This window comes from Streptomyces sp. NBC_00503, from assembly GCF_036346895.1.
Taxonomy (GTDB): Bacteria; Actinomycetota; Actinomycetes; order Streptomycetales; family Streptomycetaceae; genus Streptomyces.
This window is the reverse complement of record NZ_CP107855.1, coordinates 6,391,746-6,403,659: the sequence shown is the minus strand read 5'-3', so window position 1 is coordinate 6,403,659 and position 11,914 is coordinate 6,391,746. Positions and strand designations below refer to the sequence as shown.

General features: G+C 75.1%; 10 protein-coding genes. 5 read left to right on the top strand and 5 right to left on the bottom strand.

Annotated features, from left to right (window positions below):
• Window positions 1-46: 46 nt before the first annotated feature.
• Complete coding sequence (locus OG490_RS29385; RefSeq protein WP_330299279.1) at window positions 47-424, bottom strand: VOC family protein; 378 nt, start codon at window positions 422-424, stop codon at window positions 47-49.
• A gap of 176 nt (window positions 425-600) precedes the next feature.
• Here OG490_RS29385 and OG490_RS29380 point away from each other — a divergent pair, with 176 nt between their 5' ends.
• Complete coding sequence (locus tag OG490_RS29380; protein ID WP_330299278.1) at window positions 601-1,617, top strand: trypsin-like serine peptidase; 1,017 nt, start codon at window positions 601-603, stop codon at window positions 1,615-1,617.
• Window positions 1,618-1,653: 36 nt separating this feature from the next.
• Here the strand turns inward: OG490_RS29380 and OG490_RS29375 are convergent, their stop codons facing one another.
• The 4 genes from OG490_RS29375 to OG490_RS29360 form a co-directional block, all read right to left on the bottom strand.
• A complete protein-coding gene (locus OG490_RS29375) occupies window positions 1,654-3,075 on the bottom strand; it encodes an FAD-dependent oxidoreductase (RefSeq protein ID WP_330299277.1) in 1,422 nt (473 codons plus the stop codon).
• Window positions 3,076-3,247: 172 nt separating this feature from the next.
• Entirely contained in the window at window positions 3,248-4,849 is a 1,602-nt protein-coding gene (locus OG490_RS29370; protein ID WP_330299276.1) for an esterase/lipase family protein, read from the bottom strand.
• 68 nt (window positions 4,850-4,917) lie between these two features.
• Window positions 4,918-5,874 carry an oxidoreductase gene (locus OG490_RS29365; RefSeq protein WP_330299275.1) on the bottom strand — a complete coding sequence of 319 codons (957 nt, stop codon included), beginning with the start codon at window positions 5,872-5,874 and terminating at the stop codon, window positions 4,918-4,920.
• A gap of 33 nt (window positions 5,875-5,907) precedes the next feature.
• Complete coding sequence (locus tag OG490_RS29360; protein ID WP_330299274.1) at window positions 5,908-6,966, bottom strand: transcriptional regulator; 1,059 nt, start codon at window positions 6,964-6,966, stop codon at window positions 5,908-5,910.
• 107 nt (window positions 6,967-7,073) lie between these two features.
• Between OG490_RS29360 and OG490_RS29355 the strand changes: the two genes are divergently transcribed.
• The 4 genes from OG490_RS29355 to OG490_RS29340 are packed head-to-tail and all read left to right on the top strand — an operon-like array spanning window position 7,074 to window position 11,155.
• Window positions 7,074-8,279, top strand: a complete 1,206-nt coding sequence (locus tag OG490_RS29355) for an MFS transporter (RefSeq protein WP_330299273.1) — start codon at window positions 7,074-7,076, stop codon at window positions 8,277-8,279.
• Entirely contained in the window at window positions 8,276-9,604 is a 1,329-nt protein-coding gene (cbiE, locus tag OG490_RS29350) for a precorrin-6y C5,15-methyltransferase (decarboxylating) subunit CbiE (RefSeq protein ID WP_330299272.1), read from the top strand. The genes OG490_RS29355 and cbiE overlap by 4 nt, the downstream gene beginning before the upstream one ends.
• Window positions 9,601-10,350: a precorrin-4 C(11)-methyltransferase gene (gene cobM / locus OG490_RS29345; RefSeq protein ID WP_330299271.1), complete on the top strand. Its 750-nt coding sequence runs from the start codon at window positions 9,601-9,603 to the stop codon at window positions 10,348-10,350. Before cbiE ends, cobM begins: the two co-directional genes overlap by 4 nt.
• On the top strand, window positions 10,340-11,155 hold the full coding sequence (locus OG490_RS29340) for a cobalt-precorrin-6A reductase (protein WP_330299270.1): 816 nt from the start codon (window positions 10,340-10,342) through the stop codon (window positions 11,153-11,155). The genes cobM and OG490_RS29340 overlap by 11 nt, the downstream gene beginning before the upstream one ends.
• Window positions 11,156-11,914: the final 759 nt, after the last annotated feature.

Below are 11,914 nucleotides of genomic sequence, written 5' to 3'. Positions count from 1 at the left end.
CTGTTCGCAATAAGGGTACCGGTCGCGGCGCCGCCCTCGACCCCCGTCAGTCGCACACCAGGCAGAACGGGTGCCCGGCCGGGTCGGCGTAGACCCGCCAGCCGTCGGCGGCCCGGCTCTCGTCCAGCAGGGTGGCGCCGAGGGCCAGCACCTCTCCGTGGGCCCGGTCCAGGTCCGCGACGGCGAAGTCGAGGTGGAGCTGCTGGGGGCGGTCCGGGTCCGGCCACTGGGGCGGGCGGAAGCCCTCGGCGCGCTGGAAGGCGAGCACGGAGCCCGTCGCGGTGTGCAGGGTCGCCCAGCGCGCGTCGGTGGTCCAGCGCCGGTCCGGCCGGTTGACCTCGCCGCCCGTCAGCGACTGGTAGAACGTGGCGAGCGCGGTCGGATCGGGACAGTCCAGCACCACGCACTGCATCTCAGCGATCATGGGCCGATCCTAGGGATCCGTTCCGGGGCGGGCCAGCTCAATAGCGGCACTCTGTGCGGCACCCTGTGAGGACGGACACGTTCCGTTTTTGGAACCGCGACCGTGCCGCACGGCTCCGTCCTGGGAGACGGATGATTCGGTCGAGGCGCGTGCGTCTCCAGGGGCGGGAGTGCCGCATGTTCACCAAGGTCCGCGGGAGGGCCGTACGGGGCTTCGTGCTGGCCGGCATCTGCTGCGCCCTGCTCGCGGGCGGCGCCGGGTACCTCTGGCAGCTGCGCGGACTGGCCGCGCACCTGTCCCAGGGCGACCCGGGCCGGGGCAGCTACCTCCGGGACCCGGCGAGCACGGACGAGGCGGCGACCGTGACCGCGGTACTGAACGGCGCGCCGGACGGCGGGGCGGCGGACGCCGGAGCGGCGGACGCCGGAGCGGCGGACGCCGGAGCGGCGGTCGGCGGGGAGGCGGCCGAAGACGGCCCGTCGGCCCCCGCCCCCTCCGCGGGACCGACCCCCGACGGACAGCCCCTGACGGCCGCGACGGTCCCCGCCGAGCCCACCGTCGGCGCCCTGTTCTCCCCCGGCGACGACGGCGACTCCGGCCACCACTGCTCGGCGAGCGTGGTCCACTCTCCCGGCGGGAGCCTCGTCGTCACCGCCGCCCACTGCGTCTACCGCGGCGGCTTCGGCGGGGCCTTCGGCAGCGGCTTCCGCACCAACCTCGCCTTCGCCCCCGGCTACCGTGACGGCTCCTTCCCCTACGGGGTCTGGATCCCGGACCGGATCGACGTGGACCCCCGCTGGATCGAGGACCAGGACCCCGACTACGACGTGGCCTTCCTGCGGCTGAGCCGCCCCGGCCGTCCCGGGGAGCGGCTGGAGGACACCGTCGGCCCGGCCGCGACCATCCGGTTCGGCACGGAACTCCCCGTGCCCGCCCGGCTGATGGGCTACCCCAACACCTCCGAGGAGCCGTTGGGCTGCCCGACCACCGCCGTCGCCGCCGGACCCACACAGGTGCGCCTCGACTGCGCGGACGTACCCAACGGCACCAGCGGCGGGCCGGTGCTGACCGACGGGAACACCCTGATCGGGGTGATCGGCGGCCGGGACGGGGGCGGGGACGACGAGACCTCGTACAGCTCGTACTTCGACGACGGCATCCGCGACCTCTACCTGCGCGCGAGCGCCGGATAGCACTACCCGTCCCCGGCAAGATCCGAAAGAGACGACCTAGGCGCGGTCGCCGGCAGGTCTGTAGTGGGCCGGGTAGTCGGCGGTGTCCGGGGCGGTGGGCAGCCTCCACTTGGACAGGACGCGGATCATCGTGGCCGGGCTGAGCAGGGTGTTGGGCGAGGCGGTCAGCGACAGGACCCCGAAGAACCGGCCGGAGATCACCGGGTCGGCGTTGGCGCCGACCATCACCCGCGACATGTAGTTCTGCAGGATCCGGGTGGCCCGGTCCGGCGGCGGCCCTTCCGTCACCGCGTAGCGCATGTCCTCGCTGGTGGCGATCTGCCAGGGCACGGCCGCCGCGGCCGTGGTGCTGCGCTGGATCCGCCGGGAGGCCGCGGCGATCTGCTCCGGGTCCAGGGTGCGGATCTCCTTGGCCAGGGCCTCCACGGCGAGCGCGGCGACCGTCATCCCGTGCCCGTACACGGGGTTGAACCGGCAGGCCGCGTCACCGAGGACCACCAGTCCGGCGGGCCAGCGCTCCAGGCGTTCGTAGTGCCGCCACTCGTTGACCGTGCTCCGGAAGGCGGTGGCCTGGGAGAGCGGGGTCGCGTCGCGGATGGCGTCGTACAGGGCGGGACTGCGCAGGCTGCGGGCGAACGCGAAGAACTCCTCGTCCTTGACGGGCGGGGCGTGTTCGCCGTTGCCGATGAGCGTCACCAGCCAGCGGTCCTTGCCCTGCGGTACGAGTACGCCGCCGCGCGGCAGGTCGGGCCGGCTCTGGACGTACATGCCGTGCCAGCGGCGTTCCGGATCGGCGGGCATCTCGAAGTAGCGGCTGGAGTAGCCGAGATGGGGGTCGTAGCGGGTCACTGCCGGGGCCGGGTAGCCGAGGGCCGCGAGCCAGGCGGTGGCCTTGGAGGTGCGGCCGGTCGCGTCGACCACCAGGCGGGCGGCCAGCGGGGCGGCGTCGCGCAGTTGCACTCCGGCCACCGAGCGGCCGTCCGGCCCGGCGACGAGCCCGGTGGCCGCCGCCCCGCCCAGGATCCGGATGCGCCCGTCCCGCAGCACCTCCTCGCGCACCGTCCAGTCGAGCAGGTCCCGGCCGGCGATCAGGACCTTGGTGCCCGGTACCGACTGGAACCAGTCGGCCGGGCTCAGCCAGAGGAAGTCCCGCGGGGTCTCCAGCAGGGAGGCCCCGGCCTCCACGAGTGTGGCGGTGACGCCCGGCAGCATCTGCTCCATGAGCCGCATGCCGCGCGACCACAGGATGTGCGCGTGTCTGGACTGCGGTATCCCGGACCGTAACTCCGGTCCGCCCCCTGTCAGTTCGTCCCGCTCGATCAAGGTGACCCGGGGAAACCTGCGCGCGAGCACCCGCGCGGCCAGCAGCCCCGCCATGCCCGCGCCGAGGACCACCGCGTGGTCCTCCCCGGCCTGCGGATCGGTTTCTGGGTGGTTGTCCGTAGCGTCGTCGTCCATCCGTCGAGTCTGGTGGGGCCGCGGCGGCCCGGTCAGGGCCCGTTCGGGGCGCCCGGGGGCTTCCCGGGGGCGGACGGGCTCATGCCGGGGCGCGCTCCCCGGCACGAGCCGACGCGAAGGTGGGCACGAAGGTGGGCACGGAGGTGGGCACGGAGGTGGGGGCCGGGCCGGGTCAGGGGCAGAGGACGGTCCAGGTGACCTTCACGTGTCCGCCGTCGTCCCCGTAGAACTCGCTGGTACGGGTGCCGGGTTGGTCGGTGTAGGGGTCCCAGGCCACCGTGCCGCGGGCGACCAGGTCGTCGGCGGAGGAGGCGTCGTGGTCCCAGAGGTACACGCCGAGCTCGAAGGGGCCGGGCGCGTACGTGGCCCCCGAGCCGACCCGCTGGTAGAAGTACGGGTCCGGGTTGCTGCGGTTGCCCTGGTTGGGGAAGGTCGACGGGTCGGAGGCGGAGCGCGACCAGAGGACGCTGCGGGCGCCGTCGCCGGTCCGGACGGCGATGTCCCCGTAGAGCGCGGGGCGGGTCGTGCCGTCGTCGAAGTAGGTCAGCTCCGCCTGGTCCACGCGGAGCCGGCAGACGGGGACGGCGGACTGCGCCGGGGTGACGGTGTAGGTGACGGCCGCTTCGCCGCCGTCCACGCCGAGCATCTTCGCGGTGAAGCGCCCGAAGCCGAGGGCCGGGTCCCAGTGGACGCGGCCGGCGGCCATCACGTCGTCGTTGTTCCCGGCGGTGTAGTCGGCGTCGGTGAGGTAGGCGGTCACGGTCGCTTCGCCGGAGAAGACCTGGCTCCGGGTGGAGTCGTCGAGACCGAACCACGGGTCGTAGTCCGGGAAGGCGGTGGCGCCGGCCCGGTCGCGGTGCCACAGGGTGCGGGCGGCCCCGTCGGTGGTGAGGGTGAGGCCGTCGTAGAGCTCGGGGCCGCTCTCGCCGGTGGAGGTGAACCGCGCCGAGTCGACGGTGATGCGGAACGGGCCGCTCTTCAGGTCGACTTGGGTCACCGGATCCTTCGAGAACTCGGCGACGATCTGCCGCCGGACCCAGTCGTTGGAGAGCAGTCCGTAGTGCGAGGGGCAGCCGCTGTCGCCGACCGGGAGGACGTGGTTGACGGCGCCAGCCAGCTCTGTGGAGTGCGGGGCGCGGCTGTCGCCGGGCGGGATCTGCTGGTCGCAGGTGGAGCTGAAGGTGGTGTAGCGGGTGGCGCCGGGGGTCTCGTCGCCCGCGTTGAGGGAGTTCAGGAAGGCGCTGCCGGGGGTCATGTCGGCGAGGGAGGCCGCGTGGATGTCACAGAAGGTGGCGAAGGGGCCGCAGGGCGCGGCGTCACCGGCGCCGTGGTTGGGACCGCCGAGCGAGACCCAGGCGCGGACCCGCGAACTCCCGCCGTCCTTCAGGTACTTGCGGGTGAGCAGCGATCCCATGCTGTGCGCGACCACGTCGACCTGGCGGGCGCCGAACCGCTCGGCGAGGAAGGCTCCGAAGCGGGTGGCGTTGGACTCGTTGGTGGCGGCCCAGTCGTAGCCGAATTCGGCGAGGTCGCTGGAGAGCCAGCCCTGGGCGTGGAGGTAGTCCTCCAGCCCGTCGAGGGAGGCCGCGGTGTCCCCGTAGCCGTGGACGAGGACGACGGGCGTACGCCGCTGCGCGCCGGCGGCGTCCTGGGCGGACGCCCGCGCCGCCGGGGCGGCGAGGAGGGCGGCCAGGAGCGCGGCGACGGTGGCGACGAGCATCGGCAACGACAAGCCGACGGGCAGAGGGACGGCGGGCAGGGCGGATCTGCGCATGGCTCTCCCGGGGGATGCGGCTCGACAGCCTGAAGTGACTGGCGAGTAGCAAGTTAGCCCCCGGGGATTCAACGCGATAGAGACGCGTACGAGACTCCGGTGAGCTTTTCCGAGGCGGCCCACAGCCGTTCGCCGGACTTGTCGTCCAGGGTCCATTTCGCCCGCCGGGAGCGGGCGGGTGCGCCGCGGAAACCGAACCGCGGCCCGATGAACTCGTCCGGCCCGACCCCCGGCGCGGTCGCCGCGTACAGGGCGGGCAGCGCACCGGAAGCCGCGGACTGGGCGATGACTCCGTTGCCGACGGCGATGCCGAGGCTGTTGGCGGCGACCGCGATCCGCGAGCCGAGGGTGGTGCCCGCCTGCGGGGCGGCCGCGACGTGCAGGTTGGTCGACGCGTAGCCGGGATGGGCCGAAGCCGCGACGATCCCGGATCCGGCGGCCGCGAGCCTGCGGGCGAGCTCGTGGACGAAGAGCAGGTTCGCGGTCTTGGAGCGGCCGTAGGCGATCCAGCGCCGGTAGTTCCGCTCGCTGTCGAGGTCCGTGTGGTCCACGTCCCCGAACATGTGGAAGCCGCTGGAGAGACTGACGATCCGGGCCCCGGGCGCGGCGGCGAGGAGCCGGGGCAGGAGCAGGCCGGTGAGGGCGAAGTGGCCGAGGTGATTGACCCCGAACTGGGTCTCGAACCCGTCGGCGGTCCGCCCGAACGGCAGGGCCATCACACCGGCGTTGTTGACGAGGAGGTCGAGGGTGCCGTGCCGCTGCGCGTAGGCCGCCGCGAACTCCCGTACGGTGGCCAGGTCGGCGAGGTCCAGCGGCATGAACTCAACCTTCGCGCCCGGGACTTCGGTGCGCAGCCTGACCTCGGCCGCCCGCCCGCGGGCGGCACTGCGGCAGGCCAGCACCACCGAGGCCCCGCGCCGTGCGAGCTCGAGGGCGGTGAAGTAGCCGATCCCGCTGTTGGCTCCCGTGACCACGGCCGTACGGCCGCTCTGATCGGGTATGTCCGACGCACGCCAGCCTGCCATTGCCCCCACCTCGTCCTGTCCTGCTCGCCGATTTCACCCGTCGGGGCCGGTGGCCGCCGACACCAGGACGTCCCCGGCCGCGACCCGGCTGTAGAGCACCGTACGCCCCGTGCGCCGCCGCAGGATCAGCCCGGCCGCCAGCAGCACCTTGAGCTGCCCGGCCACCGCGCCCAGGCTCAGCCCGGTCAGCGCCACCAGCTGCGTGGTGGACTTCGGGCTCGCCAGCAGCACCAGCACCCGGGCCCGGACCGGCCCCAGCAGCCTGACCAGCGCCTGCGGGGCGGCGGGGCCGGGCGGGGTGCCCGCACCTTGCAGGGCGACCGTGCCGGGCTGCGCGACCGTGCCGGGCTGCGCGGCCGTGCCGGGCAGGGCGGCCGTGCCCGGCTGGGCGAGCTGCCCCTCGGCCGGGTAGACCAGGGCGTGCCGGTGCGCCCCGCGCCAGGCGACCCAGCCGTGCGGCGGCGTGACGGGTACGAAGACCAGCCCGGCCGCGCCCGACAGCTCGCGCGGCGGCCGGTCCTGGAGGTTGATCCGCAGCCGCCCCTCGCCGAGCCAGGCCATGTTCGGCCGCATCCCCGACAGCGCGGCCGCCCACCCGCCCCGGCTCAACTGCGCGGTGCGCAGCAGGATGTCGGCCTCAGCGACCCGGCGGCGGCGCTCCCAGTCGGGGCGGACCGCCTCGGTCCACACCCACTCCAGCAGCTCCGCCGTGCGCGGGCCGAGCCCCCGGGCCCGCGCGAGCTCCTCGGGCAGCGCACCGGAGGCGGCGCGCAGGTACGTACGGACCGCCGCGTCCGGGGTCGCGCGGATCGGCTCCAGCTCCTCCTCGAAGGGGCGGCCGTCCGGCGGCGGGGTCAGGTGGTCGGCGATCCACAACCGGCCGAGGGCGGCCCGTACGAGGTGGGCGGCGACGGGATCGGCCGCGAGGTGCGCCCGGTAGGGCGGGAGCCGGTCCGCCAGCCAGGCCCGGTCCCCCGGGTGCGCGGCGGTCCGCCGCTGCAGCGCCATCAGCGCGGCCGTGGTCTCGGCCAGCGCGGACACCACGAAACGGCTCCCGGCCAGCGCGTCGCTGTCGATCCGCCAGTAGCCCATGGTCGTCCCCGACTGCCCTTCCGCCTCGTCCGCCCGCGCTGCGCAGCAGGTTTCGCGCCCACGCGAAACATTAGGCCGTCCCCGGACGCCGCCGGAAAACTCCCCGCATGCCCAGGACCTACCGCTCCCTCGCCCGGACCCCCGAGTTCACCCCGTTCTTCCTCGCCTCCGCGCTGCGCGTCGGCGCCTCCACCGTCAGCGGGCTCGCCCTCGCCGTCCTCGTCTACGAGCGCACCCGCAGCCCGCTGCTCGCCGCGCTCGGCATGTTCGGGCCCTCGTTCACCCAGATGCTCGGCGCGACGGTGCTCCTCTCCGCCGCCGACCGGCTGGAGCCGCGCACCGCCCTGACCCGGCTCTCGCTGCTCGCCGCGCTCGCCGCCGCCGTGCTGGCCGTGCCCGTGCTGCCGCTGTGGGCCGCGTTCGCGGTGCTGCTCGCCCAGGGGCTCGCCGACTCCCTCGGGGGCGGGGTCCGGTACGGGCTGCTCACCGAGATCCTGCCGCCCGAGGACTATCTGCTGGGCCGCTCGCTGCTCGCCGTATCGGCCGGGGTGACGCAGATCGCGGGTTTCGCCCTCGGCGGGGTCCTGGTGGCCGCGCTCTCCCCGCGCGGCGCCCTGCTGGCGGCCGCCGCTCTCGCCCTCGGCGCCGCGCTCACCCTGCGGACCGGGCTGCGCCGCAGGGAGCCGCGGGCCGGCGGGCGGCCCTCGCCCGCGCAGACCTGGCGGACGAATGCCACCTTGTTCGCCGATCCGGCCCGGCGCACCCTGTACCTCGCCCTGTGGCTGCCCAACGGCCTGATCGTCGGCTGCGAATCCCTCTTCGTCCCCTACGATCCCGCCCACGCGGGGCTGCTGTTCGGCTGCGCGGCCGCCGGAATGCTCGTCGGGGACACCCTCGGCGGACGGTACCTGCCCGCCCGGTGGCGGGCCCGGCTCGCCTCCCCGCTCCAACTGCTGCTCGCAGCGCCCTACCTCCTCTTCCTCCTGGAACCCGGCCCGGTGCCCGCCGCGGCGGCCGTCGCCCTGGCCTCCGTCGGCTACGGGGCCGGCCTGCTCCTGCAGGAGCGCCTCGTCGCCCTGCTCCCGGCCGGCACCCAGGGCCAGGCCCTCGGGCTGCACTCGGCGGGAATGCTGACGGCTCAGGGACTGTGCGCGGCGCTGGCCGGAGCGGTCGCCCAGTTCACCTCGGCGCCGGTGGCGATCACCGCGCTGGCCTGCGCCTCCGTCGCGGTCACCCTGGTCCTGGCGCGGGGGCTCGGGCCCAGTAGGCTGCGGGTCCACCCGCTTCCCGTACCCCGAGGTTCCGCGCAGTGAGCTCCGCACCGCCACCGCCCCCCGCACCCGCGCCGGCAGCCCCGCCCGTGTCCGTCGTCGGGCTCGGCGCCGACGGCTGGGGCGGGCTGACCGCCCCCGCGCGGGCCGCGCTGGCCGGGGCCGAGGTGCTGATCGGGGGGCCGCGCCAACTGGACCTGCTGCCGCCCGAGGAGTGCGGCGGCCTGCGGGTGGCCTGGCCGAGCCCGCTGCGGCCGGCCGTGCCGAAGCTGATGGCGGAGCACGCGGGCCGCCGGATCGCGGTACTGGCCAGTGGGGACCCGATGTTCTACGGGATCGGCCGCGCGCTGTCCGAGGAGCTGGGGGCGGACTCCCTGCACGTCCTGCCCCACCCCTCGTCGATGTCGTACGCCTGCGCCCGCCTGGGCTGGCCGGTGGAGGACACCGAGGTGATCACCGCCGTCGGGCGTCCCGTGGCCCGGCTCGCGGCCGCACTGTTCGAGGGCCGGCGGGTGCTGGTCCTGAGTTCCGGAGCAGCGACCCCGAACGAGATCGCTGCTCTGCTTCGAGAGCGGGGCTTCGGCCCCAGCCGGATGCGCGTCCTGGAACAGCTCGGCTCCGAGCACGAGGACGCGTACGAGGGGATCGCCCAGAGCTGGGAGCACCCGCCCGGCGACCCCCTCAACCTCGTCGCCGTCGAGTGCCGCCGCGACCCCGCCGCCCCCGCGCCCCGGCTCGGCGCGACCCCCGGCCTGCCCGACGCCGCCTACGAGCACGACGGCCAGCTCACCAAGCGCCACGTCCGCGCCGCCACCCTCTGCGCGCTCGCCCCCGCCCCCGGCGAACTGCTGTGGGACATCGGCGGCGGATCCGGTTCCATCGGCATCGAGTGGATGCGTACACACCCCTCCTGCCGCGCGGTGACCGTGGAGCGCGTGACCGAGCGGGCCGAGCGGATCACCCGCAACGCGGCGGCGCTCGGCGTACCCGGGCTGCGCGTGGTCACCGGCGCCGCACCCGCCGCCCTCGCCCAACTACCCGCCCCCGACGCCGTGTTCATCGGCGGCGGCCTGACCGCGCCGGGCCTGCTCGACGCGGCCTGGGAGGCGCTGTCCCCCGGCGGCCGACTCGTGGTCAACACCGTCACCCTGGAGTCGGAGGCCGTCCTCACCGAGCGCTACCGGCGCCACGGCGGCGAACTGGTGAAACTGGCCGTCGCGCACGCCGTACCGGTCGGCGGCTTCACGGGCTGGCGCCAGGCCATGCCCGTCACCCAGTGGTCGGTCACCAAGCCCCACCCCACCACCAGCACCACCACCCAGACCCGCACCAGCACCAGCGCCGACGGAATGGATCAGACGATATGACCGTGTACTTCATCGGCGCGGGCCCCGGCGCCGCCGACCTGATCACGGTGCGCGGCGCCCGGACCCTGGCCGCGGCCCCCGTCTGCCTGTACGCGGGCAGCCTGGTCCCGCGCGAACTGCTCGCCGAATGCCCGCCGGACGCCCGCCTGATCGACACGGCGCAGCTGAACCTGGACGAGATCGTCGCCGAGTGCGTACGGGCCCACGAGGCCGGCCAGGACGTCGCCCGGCTCCACTCCGGCGACCCCTCGATCTTCAGCGCCGTCGCGGAGCAGATGCGGCGCCTGGACGCGGCCGGCATCCCCTACGAAGTCGTCCCCGGCGTCCCGGCCTTCGCCGCCGCGGCCGCCGCGCTCAAGCGGGAGCTGACCGTCCCCACCGTCGGCCAGACGGTCATCCTGACCCGGATCGCCCAGCAGGCCACGCCGATGCCGCCCGGCGAGGACCTCGCCGCGCTGGGCCGCAGCGGGGCCCTCCTGGTGCTGCACCTGGCCACCCGCTACGTGGACCGGGTCGTCGACGAACTGCTGCCGCACTACGGGGCCGAGTGTCCGGTGGCGGTGGTCGCGATGGCCAGCCGCCCCGACGAGCTGATCCTGCGCGGGACCCTGGCCGACATCGCCGCCCAGGTGAAGGAGGCCGGCCTGGTCCGCACCGCCGTCATCCTGGTGGGCCGCACCCTGGGCGCCGAGCAGTTCCGAGACAGCCACCTGTACTCCGCCGAGCGCGACCGGCATGCCTGCTGATCCGGTCCCCGGCACCGGCCACGCCCCCACCCCCGGGCCCGGCTCGAACCGCCCGCACGTCCTGATCCTCGGCGGCACCACCGAGGCCCGGCGGCTCGCGGAGTCGCTGACCGCCGCCGGGGCCGGGGCCCCGTACCGGGTGACGACCTCACTGGCCGGCCGGGTCACCTCCCCCGCACTCCCGCCGGGCGAGACCCGGATCGGCGGCTTCGGCGGCCCCGCCGGGCTCGCGGCCTGGATCACCACCCACCGGGTCACCCACCTCATCGACGCCACGCACCCCTTCGCGGAGCGGATGAGCTTCAACGCGGCCGAGGCGGCGGCCCTTTCGGGAGTCCCGCTGCTCGCGCTGCGCCGCCCCGGCTGGAGCCCGGGCCCCGGGGACCGCTGGCACTTCGCGGACTCCCTGGCCGAGGCGGCCGCCCTGCTCCCGGACCTCGGCTCCCGCGCCTTCCTGACCACGGGCCGGATGGGCCTGCACAGCTTCGCGCACCTCACCGAGCCCTGGTTCCTGGTGCGTTCGGTGGACCCGCCCGAAGGAGCCGTCCCGCCACACCTCGAAGTACTCCTGGCCCGGGGCCCGTTCACCCTGCCCGACGAACGGGACCTCCTCACCCACCACCGCATCGACGTACTGGTCACCAAGGACAGCGGCGGCTCCGCCACCGCCCCCAAACTCACCGCGGCCCGCGAAGCCGGCATCCCGGTCCTGGTCGTCCGCCGCCCGCCGGTCCCCGCGGGCGTGCCGCAGGCGGCTTCGGTCGCCGAGGCCCTCCGTCGGCTGGACTACGATCAGCCGCGCTGATCGTTCACACGTACGAAAGGGGCGACATGAGGGCAACCCTCGGGACCGCCGCGCCTTGACCGCACTCCTGGTCGGCGGCCTGCTGACCAGCGGCTGCTCGGGCGGCGGGCCGACCCACAAGCCGACCGCGGTGCCGGCGACAACGACCCCGGCCGATCCCTCCGCCACGCCCTCGTCAGCCGGGTCGCCGACACCGACGGCCCCGTCCGCCTCCCCCACGAGCCCGCCCCCTGCCGCCGCGACCACCCGGCCGGCCTCCGGCCCCTCGCGCGCAGCGACGACGCGGGACACCGCATCGTCGGTGCCGCAGAACCCCAACCGGGGCCCCAACCCGCCGCCGGCTCCGCCCCACACCCCGGTCATGGACTGGACTCCCCCTCAGGGCCCCCCGACCCCGATCATGACCGTGACCATCCCGGCGCCCCGGTAACGACCCACGCGACACCAAGGCCCCGAAGCGGCGCACCACCCGGCAAAATCCAGCCCCGCCGACGCTTGAGACGCGGGGTCCGAAGCGGCGCACCGCCCGGCAAGACCCAGCCCCGCCGGTGTTTGAGACGCGGGGTCCGAAGCGGCGCACCGCCCGGCAAGACCCAGCCCCGCCGGCGTTTGAGACGCGGGGTCCGGGGCGGCGCCCCGGGGGCTCGGGCGCAGCCCGGCCCGGCGGGTCAGGGCGCAGCCCTGGGAACGGTGGAAGGGCGGGTCCGGGGGAGCCCCGCAGGGACCCACCAGCCGAACCCGCCCACGGGGCACGGCCCC